Here is a 23,890-nt window from a genome sequence, read left to right on the forward strand (position 1 = left end):
CAATGACGATATTTTCTAGTTCTTTAATATAACTATATTTAATAAATCATTTTACCCCAGTTATGAAAAACCTTGTATTTTATCTGTGTGTTGTACTTTTAAGTGGATTGTCTTGTTTTACAGCCCATAGTCAGTCTGCTACAAATCCCATCATCTTTGCCGATGTACCCGATCCATCCATCATTCGCGTTGGAAAAACCTATTACATGAGTAGTACCACCATGCACATGAGTCCGGGTCTTCCGATTATGAAGTCTGCAGACCTGGTCAACTGGAAGATGGTAACTTATGTATATGATACCCTTGCAAATACTGACCAGCTAAATTTAACTAACGGCAAAAATGATTATGGAAGAGGATCATGGGCAAGTAGTTTACGTTATCATGAAGGCCGGTTTTATGTAAGTACTTTTTCTGGTACTACCAACAAAACCTACATCTATTCTACTACAGATATTGAAAAAGGTCCCTGGAAAAGGTCTGCCTTTAGTCCTGCACTTCACGATCATTCCCTGTTTTTTGAAAATGGCCGGGTGTTTATGGTTTATGGCGCAGGCAAAATTATGCTTGCCGAGTTAAATGCCGATTTATCCGGCATAAAAACTGGTACGAGCCCTCAGGTATTGATAGAAAATGCCACTCAGGTGGCTGGTAACAATCCTGGTTTGCCTGCTGAAGGTTCTCAACTTTTCAAGGTAAAAGACCAGTATTATCTGTTTAATATTACCTGGCCAAGAAACAGTATGCGTACGGTAATTATCCATAAGGCCGACAAACTCATGGGGCCATACACAGGAAAAATCGGCCTTCAGGACAAAGGTGTTGCACAGGGTGGGTTGATCAGTACCCCTGAAGGACAGTGGTTTTCGTACCTTTTTCGCGATTATGGTGCAGTAGGGCGGATTCCTTATCTTGTGCCGGTAAAATGGGAACAGGGCTGGCCGGTTCTGGGCGTAAATTCGAAAGTTCCGGATACACTTCAGCTGGCTAAAAACCAAAGCCTGATTCCTGGTATTATAGATTCTGATGATTTTGACGTTAAAGGAGAAGAGAAGGGGCTTAAAAAAGTTTGGCAATGGAATCATAATCCGGATCATGCCAATTGGTCGCTCACCAAAAGGAAAGGTTATTTAACCATTCAAACCTCCAGGATTGATACCTCTGTGCTCTCTGCCAGAAATACGCTTACCCAAAGAACCGTAGGGCCTAGAAGTTCAGCCGAAACCAGCATCGATCTGAAAAATATGAAGGTGGGCGATTGCACCGGGATGCTACTGCTTCAGAAAAAGTATGGCTGGATTGGCGTTAAATCTTTAAAAGAAGGCTTATTTATCGTAGTGAATACAGTAAATGATACGCAGCCGACCGAAAGCATCAAAATTCCGTTGAAACAGCAAAAAATTTATTTAAGGGTAAGTTGTGATTTTACGGATCGTCATGACCTGGCTTCTTTCGCTTACAGTTTAGATGGTAAATCATGGAATACCGTTGGCGAAAAACTAAAAATGGCTTACACCATTCCGCACTTTATGGGTTATCGCTTTGGTCTTTTCAATTATGCAACCGAACAAATTGGCGGGCACGCAGATTTTGATTATTTCCATATCAAGGTTAACTAGGCCAACTCGTTTAAAGATATGATGTGGATCTACTTCTGCCGGGATAAACAATTTTGAACATTATTGGCTGTATTATACTCAAATGGCAAAAAAAAGCTAGGCGTGGTTAGATAGTTTTGGAAATTGATTAGAATATGAGAACAAAATTCATTTTATGCAGCTGGGTATGGCTACTGCTTTTCAGTTTTCCGGCTTCTGCCGAAATTACTTTACCACAATTGGTATCCAGCCATATGGTGCTCCAGCGCGAAACCAATCTAACGATCTGGGGCTGGGCGGCAGCAAAAGAAAAAATAACCGTCAGTTTTAACGGAAAAACATACAAGACTATTACCGATGATCAGGGCTCATGGGCTGTTAAAATGGGCAAAATGAAAGCTGGCGGCCCTTTTAAAATGATGATCAAAGGTGAAAATACAATAATCCTGGAAGATATTATGCTGGGGGATGTTTGGTTTTGTTCAGGGCAGTCTAATATGGCCTTACCCATGGAGCGTTTAAAAGAAGCTTATCCGCAGGTGATTGAAAAGGACCATTTTCCAATGATCAGAAATTTTTTCGTTCCAACCAAAGCAAACCTGTCAGGAGAATCTGCCGATCTTCCTCCCGGAAAATGGGTTCCAGCTACAGGAGCGGATATTTTAAGTTTTGGGGGAACCAGTTATTTTTTTGCCAAAACGCTCTTCCAAAAATACAAAGTTCCTATTGGCATCATCAATTCGAGTGTTGGCGGTACTCCTATTGAGGCCTGGATGAGTCGTGATGCATTTTCGACGAATCCTGAACAACTCAGAAAAATAAATAATTTCAGGGATTCAGCTTTTATGGCCAATTACCAGAAAAAACTTAAAGAGAAGAACTTAGCCAGGCCATCAACATCAGCTACAATAGTTGATGAAGGATTATCAGGCCCTGTAAAATGGATTGATCCGGATTTTGATGCCAGCGGCTGGCGAAAATTTTGGATGCCAGGTTACTGGGCAGATCAGGGAATACGGAACATCAACGGAATTCTTTATTTCAGAAAAGAACTGCAAATCCCTGCAGAAATGAGCGGAAAGCAGGCGAAACTTTATATGGGCCGCATTATCGATGCAGATTCGGTATTCCTCAATGGCCAATTTATCGGCAATACCACCTATCAATATCCACCCCGCAGGTATGTTGTTCCGGCAGGACTGTTAAAAGCAGGAAAGAATATTCTCATTGTTAAAGTCATCAGCAACAGTGGCAAAGGCGGCTTTGTACCCGATAAAAATTATTCTTTGTTAACGCCCGATAAAAAAATAGACTTACGTGGAGAATGGAGTTTTGAAGTGGGCTATGCCCAACCAAAGCAAAACCAGGGTTTCCGCGCCGATGCCGAAATGCCTTTGGTTGCACAGAACGAGCCAACCGGATTATTTAATACAATGGTTTCACCCGCTGTAAAATTTGCAATAAAAGGTTTTGTTTGGTATCAGGGAGAAACGAATACCGGAAATCCGAAAGCATATAGGCAATTATTGCCTGCGCTAATAAAAGACTGGCGTAATAAATGGAAGCAGGGGGATCTGCCTTTTATTTATGCACAGCTTCCTAATTTTATGGAAGCCAACTACTTGCCCGAAGAAAGTAATTGGGCACAGTTTAGGCAAAGTCAGCTGGAGGCACTTTCTGTACCCAATACGGGAATGGCGGTAACCATTGATGCCGGCGAATGGAATGATATCCATCCGCTCGATAAAAAAGACGTGGGTGAACGTTTGGCACTATGGGCTGAACATTTAGCTTACCACGATCAGCAGATTACCTATTCAGGACCTATTTATAAATCAAATCAGTTAAATGGATCTGAATTGGCCATAAATTTTGACCACAGTTCACCTGGGTTAATGATAAAGGGAGCCGACAAACTGATCGGTTTCGCCCTTGCAGGAGAAGATAAGGTTTTTTACTGGGCCCGGGCCAGGATTACAGGAGACGCCGTTGTACTTTCGAGCCCCATGGTTTCAAAGCCAGCCTTTGTTCGCTATGCGTGGGCAGATAATCCAGATCGCGCTAATTTATACAATAAAGCCGGTTTGCCGGCTTCACCTTTTGAAGCGGAAGTGAATAAATAGCATATGTATAACTGAAAATTTCTACCCGGAACGATAGCAAAGATTAGCTTTAGTTGTAGAAATTCTTTTGTTTCTGGCCTTAGCGTGGCTATGAACTTTAAGAATTAGCCTATTTAAATTTTTATCAGAAATATGCATAGCATCTTGCTGTCGTACTGCGGGATAATTTATTTTATAAATTAATGTGAATGACTAATGGCACCAGGTTGCTAAAAAACCTCTCATAGAAAAAATCGTTATTTCGACCGCAGTGGAGAACCCGAAGGCTCTGCGAAGCAAAATCTTTTAAATCTGATTTTAATAGTTTAGTACAAAGATCTCTCCACTTCGCGTGGCTTCGGTCGAGAGGACGACCATTATATAGGTCTGTGTGATTGTAGAATAAATTTGATGAATATAGTAATAATATGGTTATTTAGTTATCTGTTTTTTTAAAATAAAAATAAAAATTCAACCGATTGCATAAGATTGATTTTTTATCCTTTTTCTCCTATTTGTAACCTTTTATTAGCCATTTTTCTGGATTTTATCACGCTTAATTAAAGGTTAAGTCTACTTTTTAAACAAGTGTAATTAGATCTTTTTTTGGATTAAAACTGGCTTTATTAACGTCTAAAGGCGGTTTTTAAATCGATTTTCCAATGCTTAAACACGAGGGTTCACTTCGTTAGCAAATTTTTGTCTTATAAGTGATTTGCTTTTGTATTTGATTTTTGTGTCTTATATGGTCGTAATATCGCCCTCTCAATTTGAACATTTATTCTATTAATATGCACATTCAAATCAGGACCGGATGGGCAATGTAAATAACTTTATCACAGCATAAGTAAGAACTGACCAGACAAGGTGTCGTCCCCTGATTTTTGGCGAGTGAATTTGACATTACACTTGTTGATTCTTTCGATCGATGGAGCTGTCTTTCTTATTCTTTAACCATTATAAACCATAAATTATGAGAAGTGAAATTTTACAATTTTGTGTAACGTCGCGCTGGAAATTTTTCAGGTATCTCCCCAAAGTGATGTTATTGGCAACACTGATATTTTCAGCTTTTATTGCACAGGCACAAACTGTGGTAAAAGGCAAGGTTGTGGATGAACAAGGTAATCGACTGCCAGGTGTTGGTGTTGTTTTAAAAGGAACCAATACCAGTACTTCATCGCAGGGTAATGGAAGTTTTTCCATCACCACTACCGGGGCAGACCCCGTTTTAGTATTTTCCTATGTAGGTTATACCACTAAAGAGGTTCCGGTGAAAGGTCAGAGCACCATAAATGTAACCCTTCAGCCGAGCGCGGCAGAGTTGGGCCAGGTGGTTGTAGTAGGTTATGGTACTCAACGCAAAGAAGCTGTTACAGGTTCTGTAGCCTCTATTGGCGGAGAAAAAATCCGTGAAGTGCCGGCACCCAATATTGCTCAGGCTATTCAGGGACGTTTGGCAGGTGTTAATATTTCCCAAACTTCAACCAAACCAGGCGCAACCATGCAGATACTGATCCGTGGTCAGCGTTCACTTTCGGCAAGTAATGATCCGCTTGTGGTGTTGGATGGGATTCCATTTCCAGGCTCAATCGGCGATATCAACCCTAACGATATTAAAAGTATCGATATTTTGAAAGATGCATCTGCAACGGCTATCTACGGCTCCAGAGGTGCCAATGGTGTAATTTTATTAACGACCAACAGGGGGCAGGTTGGAGCGCCAGCTAAGATCTCTTACAATACGTATACCGGTTTGCAAACCTTGTTTGCAAAATATCCGATGATGAACGGACCAGAATTTGTTGCATTGAGGAAAGCCTCAGGGCTATTTACAACGCTTGGTGTGGATGAATCCAATGATGTAAATACCGATTGGCAGGACCTCTTTTATAATAAAAGTGCTATTGTAACAAGTCATGATTTAGGTGTAACCGGTGGTTCTGCAACCAGCAACTATAGCTTTGGTGGCGGGTATTATAAAAACCAGAGTTTAATTCCAACGCAGCAATACACCAGGTATTCGATGAAAGCATCGCTTGATCAGCAAATCGGCAAGCTTTTTCGTGTTGGATTTACCACCAACAATAACTATAATATCAGTGAGGGTAATCAGGTTGGTATTTATGGCAACTTGAGTAACACGCCGATCTCAAATCCTTATAATGCAGATGGTAGTTTAAAACGCACCGTTAGAATGCCTCAAGATGAAGCTTTTGTTTATACCAATGGTATTGTAAAGGATTTGCATGACAAATGGTTAAATGAAACGCGTGGTTTTGCTACCTATAATTCATTATATGGCGAGGTTAAAATTCCATGGGTTGAAGGATTGAAGTACCGTGCCAACCTGGGATTGGATTTTATCCAGAGCAACAATGGTAACTTTACTGGTGTTGGGGTGGGCAGTACTACAGCCACTACACCTTCTACTGCCGGAGTAAGTAACGCGCAAACCTACCACTGGACATTGGAGAATTTACTGACCTACGATCGCAGTTTTGGAAAACATACTTTCAATGCGGTTGCTTTATATTCTGCGGAACAAAATAAATTCAATTCTTCTTCTATGAGTGCCAGGGATATTCCTGCTGAAGCTTTTCAGTTTTATAACCTGGGACAAGCCAATGGCGAAATCACAATTGGCAACGGTAACTATACCCTTACCGGTTTGATTTCTTACATGGGAAGGATCATGTACTCATACGATAATAAGTACTTATTAAGTGCCACCCTTCGGTCTGACGCGTCATCGCGTTTGGCGCCGGGCCACAAGTGGCATACCTATCCTGCGGTTTCTGTAGGATGGAACATGATGAATGAATCTTTTATGAAAAACATTTCCGTAATTGATAAATTAAAAATACGTGTTGGTTACGGACAAACTTCCAATCAAGCCGTTGCTCCATATCAAACGCTCGGACTGTTGAGTACCCGCCCATATAATTTTGGCGATAATACTTATGCAACCGGATATTATGTGTCTCAGCTTCCAAGTCCTGGTTTAGGATGGGAATATTCTGAAACCTGGAACTATGGATTGGATTTTTCAATCTTAAAAAACCGCATTTCCGGAACATTTGAATACTATGACACCAAAACTAAAGATATTTTGCTTAGCGTGGCCTTACCGTCAACTGCGGGGGTAGGCAGCTATACCGCAAATATCGGCCAAACCCAGAATAAAGGCTGGGAGCTGAGTGTTAATGGGGTGATCCTTGAAAATCAAGGTGGATGGACCTGGGATGTAGGCTTCAATATTACCGCAAACAGGAACAAACTAACCGCCTTGGCATCCGGACAGACCCGCGATGAAGGAAATGCATGGTTTGTTGGTCATAATATCAATGCCATTTATGACTATGAAAAAATCGGATTATGGCAGGCAGGTGATCCTTACCTAAATGTGCTTGAACCAGGTGGAAACGTAGGGATGATTAAAGTGAAGTACACCGGAGACTATAATGCAAACGGAGTTCCAACCAGGGCCATAGGCGCTGCAGACAGACAAATTATCGATATTGACCCAAAATTTACCGGTGGTTTTAATACACGCGTTGCCTACAAGGGATTTGACCTGAATGTAGTCGGGCTTTTCAAAAGCGGCGGAACATTGGTGAGTACGCTTTATGGCTCAGCAGGCTACCTGAACTTACTAACTGGTCGTAGAAATAATGTTAAGGTAGATTATTGGACACCTGATAACACAGATGCCAAGTATCCTAAACCAGGAGGGATAGCCAGTGGCGATAACCCTAAATACGGAAGCACATTGGGGTATTTTGATGCTTCATTCCTTAAAATACGGACGATTTCTCTTGGTTATGATTTTAACAGGGACCTGATCAAAAATTCAAATGTAAGGCTTCGCGCGTATCTAACCGTACAAAATCCTTTCGTCATGTTCTCTCCTTACCATAGGGAGTCGGGTATGGATCCGGAAACAAATTCATATGGAGATGAAAACCAGGCAGTAAATTCTTATCAGCGAAGAATTTTAACAATTGGTACCAATACACCTTCAACCCGCAATTACGTTGCAGGTCTTAATTTAACATTTTAGCATAAACAGGATATGAAAAATATACAATTAAAAACCGTCGCAGCTGTTTGGTTACTGATGGTGATCTTTTCAGGTTGTTCTAAAATTTTGGAAGAAGAACCACGCAGCACTTTTACGCCCGATTATTTTAAAACGGTAACAGGCGTAAACGGTGGACTAACTTCTATGTATGCCCACTTAAGAAATATTTATGGGCAGGCTTATTTTTACAATTCTTTAATCACCGGAACCGATGAGGCTACCTGGGGCAAAGATGCTGACGGAAACTTTAAAGATATGGACTGCTCCGGAGTGGGTTCCATCTTATCAACTAGTTTTCCGAGCAGTATATTGTGGAGTGAAGCCTTTCCAAACATCAACAATGCCAGTGGTATCATCGAAAATGCCAGTGCAGCAGGGATATCAAATGCCTTGGTGGCCGAAGCCAGATTTTTCCGCGCCTTCGACTATTTTCTTTTGGTACAAACTTTCGGTGGCGTTCCGCTTGACCTGGGTGCCGGCGAATTGAGATTTAACACCAATCCGGTTAGAACTTCCGTACGAAATACGGTACCGGTTGTATATACAAAAGCGGTATTTCCCGATCTTATAAAAGCTATTGCGGACCTGCCTGCAACAGGAAGGGTTACCGGTGGTGTTACTAAGGTAGCTGCACAGCTATTCTTATCAAAAGCTTATTTAACTTATGCATGGTGGTTACAAAATCCAAATAATATTCCAACCTATCCTGCATCTGCAAGGACTGACCCTGATGGGCATGATGCTAATTATTATTTTCAGCAGGCTTACGATATTGCTACTGCAGCAATCGAAAATCCAGGTACATTTGGGCTGATGGATACCTATTATGATGTTAACTGGGCGGTGAATGACCGTAACAAGGAAACATTATTATATGCCGACCATACGCAAACAAGCGAAAAATTTAACGGTGGTAGCCTAACGTTTGGAAGCGGTGGTGCGCCAGATAATTTTGCAGGTTGGATGATGACCTGGAATTACACCAATATCCGTAGCGGAGGTATCAGTTCCGTTCAGCGCGAGGCAGAACAGCACTTAGGCCGTCCATGGAACCGTATGGCACCAACCATTGAAGTATTGAAAAATACCTTTGCCGATAAAACACTCGATTCGAGATATGATGGTACTTTCACCACGGTTTACAGGGGTAACTGGCCTAAGGGTTACAACCCACCTTCAAGTGCACCCGCATCATTGGTTAACGCAAACGGATTATCTGTAGTTCCGGGAGATGCTGTACTAAGTTTTCTAAATACAGATGATGCTACAATCGCTTATCCGACAGGTGCTGGCATAAGTGGTGTAGGCGCAGGTATTCTGCCTGGAAGAGCTGATTATGTAATTGCTCCTGGCGGAATCAGCAGAATTGTTTACCCTGGGCTTTGGAAATTAGGTCCTTACCGTACCGATAATGGCACTGGTTTAGGACAACCAAACGCAGGTAGTACGCGCCCGTTTCCGGTAGCTAAATTTTCCGAGCTTTATTTTGTTGCAGCCGAAGCAGCGGTGAAAGGAGCAACAACCAAAGCTGGCAAAAGCGCCCGCGAACTCATTAATGTAATTCGTGCAAGAGCTGGTAAATGGCGTTTCGATAACAACGGAAATGTGGCTAAAGTTGCAGATAATAGTGCAGCGATGGTTGCGGCTACCCCGGCTACAATAGATATCAATTATATTTTGGCCGAACGTTCAAGAGAGTATTATGCTGAAGGTTACCGCAGGTACGATCTGATCCGTACCCAGAAATGGAGTGAGCTTGCTGCTACCTATACCATCGCAGGAACTGCATACGGCGATCACACGCCACAAACCGTAACCCGTACCATTACGCCTAACTTATATTTACGTCCTATCCCTCAGGCGCAAATAGACGGAATGCAGATGAGTGCAGATGAAAAGAAAGCGTACCAGAATCCTGGATATTAATAATACTTTGGTTTAGTTGGGTGGGCGGCGTCAATTGATGTCGCTCATTCGTTTTTTATAAAAGTGCCTGCCTTTTTTTGCCACCAGAAGATTTTGGGCAAATAAAATCACTATTCCGAAATAAAAATCCCACTTGCTAACCTGTTACTTCAATAGCTTAAATACCGGCTAGCTTAAAAAAAATAAAGATCAATCAAGAACCTAATTTCTTTCCCTAATGCCAGTAAATTTTTTTAAAAAAAGCCATATTTTTTTTACGTTCCTTATCCTTTTCTCTTTTTGGATTAATTATACTAAAGCCCAGGCAAGTTTAGGTTTGGAAAAGCAATTTATTCAAGAAACCAGAAAGAATAAAGAAGATTTTGCATTGATAGAAAAAGGAACCGCAACAAATATTTTTTATGATGGGAATGATTATAAAGGCGTAATAAGGGCAATTGGCGATTTAAGTCAGGATTTTTTCCGCGTATCGGGCCTTAAGCCGGAATTAAAAAGCATGAGTCCTGCTGGCAAGTCTGCTATTATAATCGGAACCCTTGGTAAAAGCAAACTCATTGATCAGTTGGTCTCATCAGGTAAGCTGAGCAGTTCTACCATTTCTGGCAAATGGGAGAGTTTTGTTATATCAACTGTTAAAAATCCGTTTCCCGGCGTCAATCAGGCATTGGTTATTGCAGGGAGCGACAAAAGGGGAACCATATATGGCATATACGAAGTATCAGAACAATTAGGCGTATCGCCATGGTATTGGTGGGCCGATGTTCCGCCCAAACCCCGCCAAAGTGCATTTGCGCTTTCCGGGACTTACAGTTCTGGTGAACCTGCGGTAAAATACCGGGGGATATTTATTAATGATGAAGCCCCGGCCATGACAGGTTGGGCCAAAGAGAAGTTTGACGGGATGAACAGTAAAATGTATACCCATATGTTTGAGCTGCTGCTTCGTCTGCGTGGAAATTACCTGTGGCCAGCCATGTGGAGTAATGCATTTAATGAAGATGATCCTGAAAATCCACGTCTGGCCGACGAATATGGTATTGTTATGGGCACTTCCCATCATGAACCGATGATCCGCGCGCAACAGGAATGGAAAAAACATGGGGTTGGCGCCTGGAATTATGCAACAAACCCTCAGGGGTTAAACGTTTTCTGGCAGGAGGGAATTAAAAGAAACAAAAACTACGAAAGCCTGGTTACGATGGGCATGCGTGGAGATGGAGACGAACCCATGGTTGAAGGTGGAGATATGGCATCCAATGTGAAGTTGCTGGAGAATATTATTACGGATCAACGCAAAATTCTTACAGAAAATATGGATCAGCCTGTAGAAAAGATTCCACAGCTTTGGGCCATATATAAAGAAGTTAAAGATTATTACGATTTCGGAATGAAAGTTCCTGATGATATTACCTTATTGTGGGCCGATGACAACTGGGGCAACTTAAGGCATTTGCCCACTGCGCAGGAGCGCAAACGGAGCGGTGGATCAGGAATCTACTATCATTTCGATTATGTTGGCGCACCCAGAAATTATAAATGGCTAAATACCACTTCCCTGCCAAAAGTATGGGAGCAAATGAATCTGGCTTCTCAGTATGGCGCCGACCGTGTTTGGGTGGTAAATGTTGGCGACCTGAAACCCATGGAGATTCCCATCGAGTTCTTTTTACGTATGGCCTGGAACCCCAACGCGATGAGCCGTGAAAAGCTGGCAGGTTTTCTTGAACACTGGGCAACACGCGAATTTGGAACCGGCCAGGCAAAAGAAATTGCAGATTTAGTGCGCCTCTACTCCAAATATACCACCAGGCGCAAACCTGAACTACTGAGTCCTGAAACTTTTAGTTTGGCAAACTTCAACGAAGCGCAACGTGTAAGTATGGAATGGAGCGCATTAAACAGCAGGGCAGCACAGGTGAATGAGCAATTGCCTCAGCAATATAAAGATGCATTTTATCAATTGGTCTATTATCCCATCCAGGCGATGAAAACGGTTACCGATTTATACATTGCGGTTGGTAAAAACAGACTTTATTTTAAGCAGGGGAGAGCTGCGGCCAATCTTCAACGCAACCTTGCGCTCGATCTTTTTAAACAGGATCAACAGCTTAGCGATGAGTATAACCATCAATTAGCTGGCGGCAAATGGAACCATATGATGGACCAGGTAAGAATTGGGTATACGAGTTGGAACGATCCGAAGAAAAATATCATGCCGAAAACAGACGAAATCCAGGTGCCTTCAGCATCGGGCTTTGGTGTTGCCATAGATGGTTCATTTGATAGCTGGCCCTCAGCCGCTCCGGCGCCAACGCTTCCGGCATTCGAATCTTTAAATAAATCGGAGTCTTACTTTGAAGTTTTTGCAAAGGGGGCTGCAGCGATCAATTTCCAGTTAAAAGCCGATCAGTGGATCCGTTTGAAAAAGGAAAGTGTTCCCGGTACAAATGATTACCGTGTATTCGTTGATATCGACTGGACCAAACTAAACAGTGGAAAACACGAAGGTAAAATCCAGATATCTGGTGACACGACCACTGTCGTCATTAATGTGAAAGCCAATAAGGCAACACCAAAGCAATTGGCAGAAGCAAAAGGAACCTTTGCCAGTTTAGGTGCGCCAATTGCATTTGAGGCTTTCCTGGCCAGTAAAAAAGTATCCGGAAATGGGATCAGCTGGGAAGCCATACCGGGTTATGGAAGAGGAAAATCTGGTATGTCGGTTTTTCCGGTCACCTCTGCTTCGCTTGAGCAGCCTGGTACGCCTGTGTTAGAATATCCTGTTTTCTTTGCAGAAAGCGGTGAGGCTAAAATTGATTTGGTGGTAGGACCAACGGTAAATTTCTCGCCCGAAGGATTAAGGGTTGGAATTTCTGTAGATGGCGCAGCACCTCAAATCCTGACGATTATAGCTAAGCCCAGTGCCTCAGGATCTGATGCCAGTTGGGCAAACGCGGTAAAGGATAATGCCAGAACGCTTACTTCTTCACATTCTTTTAAAAATACTGGCAGGCACACCGTAAAAATATGGATGGTTGATCCCGCAGTTGTTCTGGAAAAAATAATCATCTATAAAGATAAACTGCCATATAGTTATCTCGGGCCGATAGAAAATAAGATATTAAGATAGAGTCTGTTTAAAAGTTATATAAAATTAATTCGTGTGTCAGTTTGAGCGTAGCAGACTATTTCAACGCATTAATAAAAGCAATCGATTTCGTTACTATTGATGGATACCAATAGAATGGTCGTCATTGCGAGGAGGAACGACGAAGCAATCTATCATACTAATAAGCCTTACTATAAACCTGAGTTCGATTATTAATATTGTCTCTCGTTAGCTTATATCGGTTATTTGATTAAGAGGCCGTCACCCTGAACCGAGCCTTAGCGAGCTCACCGAAGGTAATTCATTTCAGGGTCTTTCCTGCTAAAAAGATGCTGAAACAAGTTCAGCATGACGAATCGGCCAGGGACGGGTCGTTTATAAGGCAGTATTTTAATTAAATAATTATCGAGTTCAGGTTATAAAGATTGCTTCGTCGGCTGAAAAAGCCTTCTCAGCAATGACGATTCTTCACGCCTATAATTAATTAAAATCCCTGTTATTCATATTGATTTTTATTAAATAAATTATCCTTAATGTGACAACAAAAGACAATTTATATTGGTTATGAAAAATTTAAACATTTTCATGGTTATTTGAATTAACATATGAAAAATTAATGTCCAGCCGAATATTTAAAACAGACTGGGTATCAATCGCTATTCAGCGCCAAAAGTAGCATGTGTATATTAATTATTTAACACCCTACCTAAATAACAAAGGCGCAAAATTTTGCAGGCTGCGTCTCCAGGTAAGCCATTCATGCGCTGTTTTCGGAGACTCATAATAAGTATACTTAATTCCCTGCTGGTCTAACATTGCCTTAAATGCGCCAACGGATTTAGGGAAAGGGGCAGGTTCTTTGGTACCCAGTCCGAGCCAAAGCAGCTTGAGTTTATGGTTTACTTCAGTACCATTTTTAAACTTTCCATCCATAAATACATTCGGATCGACTGCATCCGTGCTGGGGTAATTTGAGGTACCGCTAAAGCCGCCATAATAAGCAAACTTGTCCAGATTTTTCATGACGATACGCATCGTTTGGTTTGCCCCCATTGAAAGCCCTGCGATAGCGCGGTGTTCACGATCAGCCAGGGTGCGGAAACGTTGATCAATCATGGGGATGACTTCTTTAATCAGTACATCTTCAAAAATTGAAATACCCTGTCCTTTTTGAGCCGTCTCTTTATCTCCTGGCTTAAGCGCGTAACCATTATCCGTAACAATGATCATCGGTTTCGCCTTATTTTGTGCAATTAAATTATCCAGGATTAAATTTGCTTTTCCCTGGTTAACCCAGCCCGTTTCATCCTCAAAGCTTCCGTGTTGAAGGTAAAGTACAGGGAAACGCGATTTGTTGTTTTCGTAATAACCTGCAGGTGTGTAGATGAAACACCTTCTCCAGGTTTTTGTTAAATCAGAGTAGTAAATATTTTCGCTCACCAGACCATGTGGTACCTTTTGCAAGGCATAAAATGCTTCATCATCAGCCGGAACTTCTATGCCGCTGCCCAACCTTCCCGCACCGTAAAAATAACGGCTGTTGGGATCCGGAATGGATGCCCCATCTACATTAAGCTGATAATAATGAAACCCTTCGTCCTGTGGGTCTGATTCACCCATCCAAAGGCCAGCTTCATTTTTTGTCATCTCATATTTTTTCCCACCCAGGTCCAACTGGACTTTAGATGCATGTGGTGCATATAAGCTTGCCCTTACTTTGCCTTCCCTATTTACCTGCGGAAATAATTTGCCGGGCTGATTGCTTTCAGCCGGTCTGAATGTTTTTAAATCAGATGTCTGTTCAGTCTGAGCTAAACAAAAATGACTAGCTAAACAGCAGGTAAAAAGGACAATAATATTTTTGGCTTTCATGTTTGATAATTAGCAGCTGTTAAAAAATTAAATAAATTTATTTGATCTGTCAGTTTGCGCGTAGTCGAAGACCATTTAACCTGTTAATAAAAGCACTTTTACCATGCTACTGTTGACAGATTCCAAAAAAATATCATCATTGCGGGGAGGAACGACAAAGCAATCTGTCATGCTATTATCCTTACTATAAAGATTGCTTCGTCGGCTGCAAAAGACTTCTCGCAATGACGATTCTTCACGAGTTGACTTTTATGCAGGTTACCAGAATAATCTATTTAAACAATAGCGGAGCAAGCTCACGAAGGCTTCGGCGCCAGGTCTGGAATTCGTGACCTGTATTTTCCGAAACATAGGAAACGGCATTGTAGCCTGCTTCTTTTAACGCTGCTACAGCATTTTTTACACCTTCAGGACGTTCCTTGCTTCCACAGCTTATGAAAATCAATCGCGGTTTTGGTTTGTCTTTCAGTTCGGCAGGGGTGAATGTTCCGCCACTCAACAATGCATAGTAGCCAAAAAGTTCCGGTTTGTTAAGCGTAATGGTATGCGTTTCCATACCGCCCATGGATAGTCCGGCCATGGCACGGCCATTTGAGGTTTTTATCGTTGAAAAGTTGGTGTCGATATATGGGATCAGCTCTTCCGTTAATAAGGTTTGAAAGCCATCAATCTTAAAATCTTTCATACGTCCCCATTTAGTTTCATTGGTCATTCCATAGGTCATCACAATGATAAACGGCTTAATTTTTCCTTTTGCAATCAGGTTGTCCATAATCAGATTCGCGCGGCCCTGATTACTCCAGGCCGTTTCGTCTTCGCCCCATCCATGTTGCAGATACAGTACCGGAAAGCGTTGTTTATCTTTACCATAACCTGGTGGCGTGTAAACATATGCCCTGCGTGAAGAGTTGGTACTCTTTGATGGAAAAAGTATTTGCTGCACATTTCCATGGGCTACATTTTTATTGGCGTAAAAATCTTCGTCCCTGGCCGGGATTTCAATTCCACTTTCCCAGCGCGTTGAGCCAAAATAATTCATTGAGCCAGGATCATTAAATACGCCGCCATCAATGGTCAGGTGATAATAGTGGAAACCCTCGTCCATTGCCCCGGCAGTGGTGCCGATAAAAAAACCGTCGGCCGTTTTGGTGAGTTTGGTTCCGCCTTGTCCTCCCAAACCTAGGCTTACCCTAATACTATCGGCCTGCGGCGCTTTGATGCGAAACCTGGCGTAGCCTTGCGAATTAACTTGTGGAAACTCCTGGCCCGGCTGATTGGTTACAGCAGGTTTGAAGTCATCTTTAATCGCCTCAGGATTGTTTTGAGCCTGGCATATACCAAAGCTAAGGCTTGTTCCCAAAGCAATTATCATAAATCTGAATTTCATCATATTTGGTTGATTAAGTTGTGTAGTCCACCTGGCCCTGTAGATGAAGCGTTAAGCAGATTGCTTAAAGATAATGGATATATCTATTTGGGGTTGCGCAGATTGTTTAGTTTTATAGCAGAAATGTTTAATGCCATTCAGGTAAATGGTTAGCCAATCTTTTGCAGCGCTAAACCCGGTTCTCGGCTTTCTTAACCAATAAAAAAAGGCGGCCCGTAAACGAACCGCCTGAATCAAGTATAATTCCTTTTCTTTATTTACCAAGCAAGGCAAGTGAATTTTCAGTGTTTAAACTGGTTTTGGTATTAGCGGCAACAAATTTGTCCATCGTTAACTTTTGTTCTTTGCCCATTACCAGCATATGGTCGCCGGTTGAGCCGCTTAAGGTTAAGTCAGCATGATCTTCAATCACTGTATACAATCCTTCAGTTTGTGAGTTTAAGTCTAAGGATGCATTTCCGCTTAAAAAAACCTGCAGGTATTGCGCATTGATTTTACCTTGTGTTTTTACTTTAGCATTATCCATGGCTTGGATTCGGTAAATATCATTTACATAAATGGTCAGTTTCGCAGTGTTATTGTCTGCAGCGGAAATTTCTAAACCATCTCCGCTTTGCATCACCTTAACTTCTCCGCTGTTTTCATCCGCATAGCTAATGCCTGTACGTTTTCCCTGTATAATGGTCAGCTCTACATTTCCTTTTACTTTAATGCGTTTGAAGTTCAACACTTTTGAAGCATGAACTGGTTTAATGGTTTCAGTTGCATGAGCTGATACTACTGCTGAAGTTGATAATACCAATGCTAAAGATGATGCGAATAATGTTTTAAGTAAAGTTTTCATATGCTTTAAATTTTAAGTTTTTATAATGTTTTTATTGATTGTTCTGATTATAAGACGTGCAGACCCGGCAAACGTTTCAGCGTAAATCAGGGCATTATACCAGTCTGGGGAGCCAATCGACCAACGCCCAAAATTTAAAGACAAAAAGATGGTGGTCGCTGTGAATTTTCCTGATTCGCTTTGCAGGTAGATGATCGTATTTCTTTTTTATTTGAGGAAGATGGGTTTTATTGTTGCCGTTGTGGTGATGCCTTTCGGGTTTCGGTAACAATCAAATCCATGTTGATCTGGAGCATAACCTGATAGGTAAATGAAGGAAATTGTGATTTAACACAGTTTTTCGTATATTTGTGGTCTGGTATTTGTACCGGAAAAATTTTCTCTGGGGCCGTTCTTGGATTTGACGGGGTGGCGAAAGTTATGTTAGCATGCAGTGCGTTGTTCGGAGAGCACTTAAAGTGAACGATCAAATTTTAGTTGGCGAAAATACTTACGCCTTAGCTGCCTAGTTTAGAACTAGCTTAGCTTTTGTCCCTCTAACTGCTGCATTGTTGGGTTAGAATCTGGGGCATCGAAACAACAAAGCTGGCTTTAAGGAGATACGACTTAAAGTGAGACAAAGTATCTAAGGATATAAATAAGGTCGGTTTTCAGCCCGTTTATTTCCCGAAAATTAACTGAAAAATAAGCATGTAGAAGGTATAATTTATCTCACAACTGGACAAGGGTTCGACTCCCTTCGGCTCCACAAGACGGGATAATAGCAGTATTATCCCGTTTTTTAATTCACATATGTAGTTGATGCACAGTTTTTAATCGTCAAGATTCTAAAAATCAAGGTGTTCTATTAAAAAATGAATTATTTATTCAATTAATTGATAATCATCATTTTATTAAATTTAATCATTTAAGATGATGGGGAAATCGGACTCTTCAGTGTACATTCCTTCCCATTCTTTCTTCATTATTGACTGATATTCTCTCAAAACATTCCCTGCTATTATCTCAAACCACCAAAAGCGTCTTCATTAACCGAATTCTCTTAGGAGTTTCTTCTGAGTGTTCTTTTTTAGAGTTTTTCTCTATATACCAGTTTTGTTCAAGATGAACATCTTAAAGTGTTTCTGTTATTGCTTATTATATATAACTTAAATCATTGATGAGTTTTTGATTGCGAAAAGGGATGTAATTAGGGTCTTATTGCAAATTATAACTTAAATATCAATAAAATAGCTAACTAAAAGCTTGGTTCCGATAATACAAAAATGTAAGTTTGTTATTGCATAAAGGGTTGCAATAAAACCCATATCGCAATCATTTACTAAAATAATGGCAGAAAAATACAAATATTTAGAATCATTTATTGATGAACAAAGGGCAAACGGTAAGTATAGCTTTGCTACGGAAGGTTTGCATAGTCAATTTGGCGTATCTGAAAATGCCTTGAAGAAAACGTTACAACGGCTCAAAAATCAGGAGTCGGTAGTAATGGTTCGAAGAGGATTTTATGTCATTGTTCCACCAGAATACAGAGCCAAAGGTATTATCCCGACCAGTTTGTATGTAAATGATTTGATGAAGTTTTTAAATCGGGATTATTATGTCGCACTATTGAATGCGGCAGCTTATCACGGAGCAGCCCACCAGCAACCTCAAGACTATTCGATTATTACAGAAGGTATTGCTTTGAGATCTATCAAAAATGATAAAGTGGGTATTCATTTTTACATTAAGAAATTCTGGAGCAAAGAAAGCATTATAAAGAGAAAAGTAGATACAGGATACATCAATATTTCATCACCAGAATTGACCGCTTTGGATTTGGTAAGTTATTATAATGAAGTGGGGGGATTTAATCGGGTAGCTACCGTGATTGAAGAATTGAAAGAGAGCATAAATCCTGAAAAATTAGTAGAAACTGCAAAGTTGTATGATGAAATATCGGTCGTTCAGCGATTAGGATATGTGTTGGAATGTGTATTGGATGAAAATGAATTGAGTAACGCTTTACACAAATACTTGGAATCTATCCGGCATTACCCTGTATTACTCAGACCACAAAGAAAGAAACCTGAAAATATGATAACTGGTAATAAATGGAAAATTGTTCCTAACGTAGAAATAGAAGCAGATATATGATACCACAGTCTTACATAACAGCGTGGCGAAAGCAGGCTCCCTGGCAAGAAAACTATCAGGTAGAACAGGATTTGATTATACATCGAGCATTGATTGCTTTATTCAGTGATGAATTTGTTAAAGAGCGTTTGGCTTTTAGAGGAGGCATGGCATTGCATAAATTATTTTTATCTCCAGCGGCAAGGTATTCAGAAGATATTGATTTGGTACAGGTAAAAGCCGAACCATTTGGAGCAATCATTGACAGAATACGTGAACAGCTGTCTTTTTTAGGAAAGCCCAAAATCAAACAGAAAGAACATAACAATACCATTGTGTACAGTATTCTTTCAGAAGATGATGTACCGATAAAACTAAAAATAGAAGTCAATACCAGAGAGCATTTTTCAGTGTATGGCTTACAGGATATTCCTGTAAAATTAGATTCCGAATGGGATAACGGAGAAGCATTTGTACCGACTTATGGATTGGATGAATTATTGGCGACTAAACTTCGAGCATTATACCAACGTAAGAAAGGACGTGACTTATTCGATCTGTGGTATGCGTTGATTAATGCAGATGTAATATCGAAAAAGTGATTGAAGCATTTAAACATTATATGAATGAGGAAGGGAATACTGTTGCGCAAAAAGAGTTTCTGGAAAATATGGAAAAGAAAATTGAAGATGCAGATTTCACCGGCGATATGAATGGATTGCTGAGAAGCGGAATTGAATACAATATCAATGAAGCGTACGAATTAGTCAAAACAAATCTTTTGGAGAAGATTTAAAAATGAAAGGAATATTAAGTTTAATTTAAAACCAACAAAAGGCTTTTGTTTTTGTAAAGATAATATATACAAATAATGGACAATTAAATTATTAAGTAATTCAGAGGTTTTGAATGGCTTGATCTTATTTGGAAGATATCATTTAAAATCTCAAACCTTACAAAGAGCATTTTATTTTAAGATCAACATCGGCCTAAATTTTATGGCACCATGTCTTTGCATCTCCTGTAAATCCCTGATCTATCAGCTTAATAGATTCTAACTATTTCATTATAGAATTAAATGATTGTGATTAGTTATTTCAATTCTCTAATTTTAATCATTGGTTAATTTTTAATAACAGATCAGATTTTCACTAACAAAATATTATACATAATGGAAAAAGAATCGAACGATATCAGCAAATGCCCGTTCCATAACGGCAGCATGAAGAGTAATGTAGCAGGCGGTGGCACCAGAAATGGCGATTGGTGGCCTAAACAGTTAAATTTGAGTATTTTACGTCAGCATTCCAGCTTATCTAACCCAATGGATGATGGATTTAATTATGCTGAGGCTTTTAAAAGTCTAGATCTGGCAGCTTTAAAGGCAGATCTTCATGCACTGATGACCGATTCGCAGGATTGGTGGCCGGCAGATTTCGGTCACTATGGTGGTTTGTTTATCCGCATGGCCTGGCACAGCGCCGGAACCTATAGGGTAGGCGATGGCCGTGGTGGTGCTGGTGCCGGCTTGCAACGTTTCGCGCCGCTGAACAGCTGGCCGGATAATGTAAGTCTTGATAAAGCGCGTAGGTTGCTTTGGCCAATTAAACAAAAATACGGGCGCAAAATTTCCTGGGCAGATTTGATGATTTTAACCGGTAATGTTGCCTTAGAATCGATGGGTTTTAAAACATTTGGCTTTGCTGGTGGTCGTGAGGATGTTTGGGAAGCTGATGAATCGGTATATTGGGGTTCAGAAACCACCTGGTTAGGTGGCGATCTCCGTTATGGGCATGGTTCTGATGGCGCAGATAAGGTACACGGCGTGGTGGTTACAGATGATGATGCTGATGGCGATATACACTCCCGTAACTTAGAAAAACCCCTTGCAGCGGTGCAGATGGGTTTAATATATGTAAATCCTGAAGGACCGGATGGAAATCCGGATCCGATTCTCGCAGCCAAAGATATCCGCGATACTTTTGGTCGCATGGCGATGGATGATGAAGAGACTGTGGCCTTAATTGCAGGCGGCCATACCTTCGGTAAAACCCATGGAGCTGCTTCTGCAGATCATGTAGGTAAAGAGCCTGAGGCCGCTGATATCGAAAACCAGGGTTTTGGATGGAACAACAGTTATGGTTCTGGGAAAGGTGCTGATGCGATTACGAGTGGACTGGAAGTAATCTGGACCACTACACCAACGCAATGGAGCAATAATTTTTTCGAAAACCTTTTTGGATTTGAGTGGGAATTAACGAAAAGTCCTGCCGGTGCACACCAATGGAAAGCGATCAATGCAGATGCCATTATTCCAGATGCCTTTGATGGATCAAAAAAACACCTGCCAACGATGCTAACCACTGATCTTGCTTTGAGATTCGACCCTGCATATGAAAAAATATCAAGACGTTTCTTAGAAAATCCAGATCAGTTTGCAGATGCATTTGCAAGAGCATGGTTTAAATTAACCCATCGTGATATGGGGCCGGTGGCTCGTTACCTCGGTCCAGAAGTACCACAGGAAAAATTGTTATGGCAGGATCCGATACCCGCTGTTGACCATGTGTTAATCAGTGAAAGTGATGTAGCTGCATTAAAAGCAAAAGTATTGGCTTCAGGCTTGAGCGTTTCAGAACTGGTTTCTACGGCATGGGCTTCAGCTTCTACCTTCCGTGGTTCCGATAAACGTGGCGGGGCAAATGGCGCAAGGATCCGTTTGGCACCACAAAAAGACTGGGCTGTTAATAATCCGCCGCAGTTGCAAAAAGTATTGAATGTATTGGAAGGGATTCAAAATGAATTTAATGCGGCGCAGTTTGATGGTAAAAAAGTCTCCTTGGCCGACTTAATCGTGTTGGCAGGCGTTGCTGCAGTAGAAAAAGCAGCTGCTGATGCCGGACATTCAATTTTAGTACCATTTACACCTGGCCGGATGGATGCTTCGCAGGCACAAACTGACATCGAATCATTCGGTTATCTAGAGCCAGCGGCAGACGGTTTCCGGAACTACCGTAAAGTTAAATCACCTGTTCCTACTGAAGAATTCCTGATTGATAAAGCCCAGTTGCTTACTTTAACCGCGCCTGAATTAACGGTATTGGTAGGTGGATTGCGTGCATTGGATACTAATTTCGATGGATCTAAAAACGGTGTGCTAACTACAAAACCAGGTCAGTTGACCAACGATTTCTTTATCAATTTATTAGATATGGAAACCGCATGGAAAGCTATTGCAGAGGATAAAGAGCTATATATGGGAAGCAGCCGTTCAACCGGTCAGCCAAAATGGACCGCAACCCGCGCTGATCTGGTATTTGGTTCCAATGCCGAATTAAGGGCTATTGCAGAGGTTTACGCAAGTGCTGATGCACAAGAAAAATTTGTGAAAGACTTTGTGGCCACCTGGAATAAAGTAATGAATTTAGATCGCTTTGATCTGATTAATTAGAAATCAAAGTTTAAGAGCCTGTTTAGAAACAAAATCAAATTAATTGTATGTCAGTCTGAGCGTAGTCGAAGACGCTTCAACACATTAATAAAAGTAATCCAATTGCGCTTAGCGTAACAGCAAAATGCTTTGTAATATTTGCTTTAAATTTTAAACAGGCTCTAAAGAATTTTTGCTATGCCCCTAAAAAGTTAGATACTTTCCGGGGCATTTTAATGATGTAAAAAACAGTTTTGAGTTTTTTCTTTTCTTTAAAATCTCGAAAATTTATTAGCTTTGTCATATTCCTGATGAATATCTTTTTAATGTTTAGGAATTATGACAGGATATATCTACATATCATCCCCTTCACAAATTGCCTGACAGGCGATAATTTGCTGTAATTTGTTTTTAATTTGATTGAATGCCTCAATGGCTGTTCAGTTTATATTATACAATATTTTAATTTTCAGAAGAAGGGGTATATCCTTAATCAAGGATGAATAGCGACCCTCATTCATTTTTAAAGAAAATTTAATGGAAGTCCGATGGACACATACGAATTGCCGTGTAGAATTAGGACTTCACGGCAGAAAAAACGGTTGGTAAAGACAGACCGTGACAAACAATTAATAAAATTAAGTAAAAGAAGATCCGAACTTTGTAAGCAAATAAGAGCGCTGCCCAAGGTCCTTCTTGAAAAACCTTATCAAAGTGGTTGGAAAAGATATTTTGTACTCAGATCTGATATTGCAGTGAGCACAAGGGCTGAATTTTATGCAACATTACTTGCGAAGATCAATACGGTTGAATACCATCACGATAAAACATTTAAAAGGAAAAAGCGCCGTAAAGGAAGATATGGCTATGAAATTAAAAAGCAATCGCTTCGGGTACTTACACCATATTTATGGGAAAGTAGCAATTTAGGTCTCACCGAACAGGAAAAAGCGTGTTTTAGTCAGGTTGAATTTTACAATGTTAAAACCCGCGAGCAAGAAATCAGATATGTTTTTACCGAGCCTTGGCGGTATAGCTTAAAAATTGCACCACACATGATCACACACAAAAAATTATTAGATACGGAACTTGTTAGTGAGGCTGATCTTATCGAAAACCAAATTAAGTGTAATAATTTGGGTGGTCGTATACATGTATTAACCAACGGAAGGAAATATAACTTCTGGCGAAAGTACACATCTTTGGCAAAATACGATATGATGACGAAAATTCCTAAGTATAGATCTAAAGAAACATATTTAGAATTAGATTTTTAAAAATTTAAAAAATAATTAAAACAATTCCCAAACTCATTTGTCTTATAGTCTCATTAGTTTGTTTGGTTTAGTTTTATTCTGTGGATGCAAATAAAACAAAATAATTGGCCTCATAGAAATATGAGGCTTTCTAGTTTATATAC

The 23,890-nt window shown here is 40.6% G+C and carries 13 protein-coding genes and 1 other RNA gene; 11 read left to right on the forward strand and 3 right to left on the reverse strand.

The features are described 5' to 3' along the window. The first annotated feature begins 62 nt into the window (after positions 1-62). From BM107_RS07165 to BM107_RS07185, 5 genes are all read left to right on the forward strand, one after another. Positions 63-1,619 (forward strand): glycoside hydrolase family 43 protein, encoded by a 1,557-nt coding sequence (locus tag BM107_RS07165; RefSeq protein WP_090981730.1) that lies wholly within the window; start codon positions 63-65, stop codon positions 1,617-1,619. A gap of 134 nt (positions 1,620-1,753) precedes the next feature. Continuing rightward, positions 1,754-3,721 carry a sialate O-acetylesterase gene (locus BM107_RS07170; RefSeq protein WP_090981732.1) on the forward strand — a complete coding sequence of 656 codons (1,968 nt, stop codon included), beginning with the start codon at positions 1,754-1,756 and terminating at the stop codon, positions 3,719-3,721. A 952-nt stretch (positions 3,722-4,673) separates the two neighbouring features. After that, complete coding sequence (locus BM107_RS07175) at positions 4,674-7,763, forward strand: SusC/RagA family TonB-linked outer membrane protein (protein ID WP_090981734.1); 3,090 nt, start codon at positions 4,674-4,676, stop codon at positions 7,761-7,763. 12 nt (positions 7,764-7,775) lie between these two features. Further along, entirely contained in the window at positions 7,776-9,710 is a 1,935-nt protein-coding gene (locus tag BM107_RS07180; RefSeq protein ID WP_090981736.1) for a RagB/SusD family nutrient uptake outer membrane protein, read from the forward strand. Positions 9,711-9,927: 217 nt separating this feature from the next. After that, entirely contained in the window at positions 9,928-12,840 is a 2,913-nt protein-coding gene (locus tag BM107_RS07185) for a glycosyl hydrolase 115 family protein (protein ID WP_090981738.1), read from the forward strand. Positions 12,841-13,521: 681 nt separating this feature from the next. On the opposite strand, the gene BM107_RS07190 is transcribed toward BM107_RS07185, so the two are convergent. The 3 genes from BM107_RS07190 to BM107_RS07205 all read right to left on the reverse strand — a co-directional run bounded on the left by BM107_RS07190 (position 13,522) and on the right by BM107_RS07205 (position 16,922). Continuing rightward, on the reverse strand, positions 13,522-14,691 hold the full coding sequence (locus BM107_RS07190) for an alpha/beta hydrolase-fold protein (protein WP_090981740.1): 1,170 nt from the start codon (positions 14,689-14,691) through the stop codon (positions 13,522-13,524). A 271-nt stretch (positions 14,692-14,962) separates the two neighbouring features. Then, positions 14,963-16,081 (reverse strand): alpha/beta hydrolase-fold protein, encoded by a 1,119-nt coding sequence (locus tag BM107_RS07195; protein WP_244278754.1) that lies wholly within the window; start codon positions 16,079-16,081, stop codon positions 14,963-14,965. A 250-nt stretch (positions 16,082-16,331) separates the two neighbouring features. Beyond that, positions 16,332-16,922: a GIN domain-containing protein gene (locus BM107_RS07205; protein WP_090981746.1), complete on the reverse strand. Its 591-nt coding sequence runs from the start codon at positions 16,920-16,922 to the stop codon at positions 16,332-16,334. Positions 16,923-17,306: 384 nt separating this feature from the next. On the opposite strand from BM107_RS07205, the gene ssrA reads away from it, so the two are divergent. The 6 genes from ssrA to BM107_RS07230 all read left to right on the forward strand — a co-directional run bounded on the left by ssrA (position 17,307) and on the right by BM107_RS07230 (position 23,747). Then, positions 17,307-17,673, forward strand: a transfer-messenger RNA (tmRNA) gene (ssrA, locus tag BM107_RS07210). A 578-nt stretch (positions 17,674-18,251) separates the two neighbouring features. Further along, complete coding sequence (locus BM107_RS07215; RefSeq protein ID WP_090981749.1) at positions 18,252-19,061, forward strand: type IV toxin-antitoxin system AbiEi family antitoxin domain-containing protein; 810 nt, start codon at positions 18,252-18,254, stop codon at positions 19,059-19,061. Beyond that, positions 19,058-19,642 (forward strand): nucleotidyl transferase AbiEii/AbiGii toxin family protein, encoded by a 585-nt coding sequence (locus tag BM107_RS07220; protein WP_208864350.1) that lies wholly within the window; start codon positions 19,058-19,060, stop codon positions 19,640-19,642. Before BM107_RS07215 ends, BM107_RS07220 begins: the two co-directional genes overlap by 4 nt. A 20-nt stretch (positions 19,643-19,662) precedes the next feature. Next, the gene (locus BM107_RS24920) at positions 19,663-19,836 is read left to right on the forward strand and encodes a hypothetical protein (protein ID WP_208864351.1); all 174 of its coding nucleotides are present in this window, start codon (positions 19,663-19,665) and stop codon (positions 19,834-19,836) included. A gap of 375 nt (positions 19,837-20,211) precedes the next feature. Next, entirely contained in the window at positions 20,212-22,491 is a 2,280-nt protein-coding gene (katG, locus tag BM107_RS07225) for a catalase/peroxidase HPI (protein ID WP_090981751.1), read from the forward strand. Positions 22,492-23,018: 527 nt separating this feature from the next. Further along, positions 23,019-23,747 (forward strand): hypothetical protein, encoded by a 729-nt coding sequence (locus tag BM107_RS07230; protein ID WP_090981753.1) that lies wholly within the window; start codon positions 23,019-23,021, stop codon positions 23,745-23,747. The last annotated feature ends 143 nt before the right edge of the window (positions 23,748-23,890 follow it).

Source organism: Pedobacter suwonensis, assembly GCF_900111825.1.
GTDB lineage: Bacteria > Bacteroidota > Bacteroidia > Sphingobacteriales > Sphingobacteriaceae > Pedobacter > Pedobacter suwonensis.

What these genes read in the sequence shown, in the direction of transcription:
- katG (WP_090981751.1), top strand. Translation starts at nt 20,212, where the DNA reads ATGGAAAAAGAATCGAACGATATCAGCAAATGCCCGTTCCATAACGGC.
- BM107_RS07215 (WP_090981749.1), top strand. Translation starts at nt 18,252, where the DNA reads ATGGCAGAAAAATACAAATATTTAGAATCATTTATTGATGAACAAAGG.
- BM107_RS07195 (WP_244278754.1), bottom strand. Translation starts at nt 16,081, where the DNA reads ATGATGAAATTCAGATTTATGATAATTGCTTTGGGAACAAGCCTTAGC.
- BM107_RS07180 (WP_090981736.1), top strand. Translation starts at nt 7,776, where the DNA reads ATGAAAAATATACAATTAAAAACCGTCGCAGCTGTTTGGTTACTGATG.
- BM107_RS07170 (WP_090981732.1), top strand. Translation starts at nt 1,754, where the DNA reads ATGAGAACAAAATTCATTTTATGCAGCTGGGTATGGCTACTGCTTTTC.
- BM107_RS07185 (WP_090981738.1), top strand. Translation starts at nt 9,928, where the DNA reads ATGCCAGTAAATTTTTTTAAAAAAAGCCATATTTTTTTTACGTTCCTT.
- BM107_RS07175 (WP_090981734.1), top strand. Translation starts at nt 4,674, where the DNA reads ATGAGAAGTGAAATTTTACAATTTTGTGTAACGTCGCGCTGGAAATTT.
- BM107_RS07230 (WP_090981753.1), top strand. Translation starts at nt 23,019, where the DNA reads ATGGACACATACGAATTGCCGTGTAGAATTAGGACTTCACGGCAGAAA.
- BM107_RS07220 (WP_208864350.1), top strand. Translation starts at nt 19,058, where the DNA reads ATGATACCACAGTCTTACATAACAGCGTGGCGAAAGCAGGCTCCCTGG.
- BM107_RS24920 (WP_208864351.1), top strand. Translation starts at nt 19,663, where the DNA reads ATGAATGAGGAAGGGAATACTGTTGCGCAAAAAGAGTTTCTGGAAAAT.
- BM107_RS07205 (WP_090981746.1), bottom strand. Translation starts at nt 16,922, where the DNA reads ATGAAAACTTTACTTAAAACATTATTCGCATCATCTTTAGCATTGGTA.
- BM107_RS07190 (WP_090981740.1), bottom strand. Translation starts at nt 14,691, where the DNA reads ATGAAAGCCAAAAATATTATTGTCCTTTTTACCTGCTGTTTAGCTAGT.
- BM107_RS07165 (WP_090981730.1), top strand. Translation starts at nt 63, where the DNA reads ATGAAAAACCTTGTATTTTATCTGTGTGTTGTACTTTTAAGTGGATTG.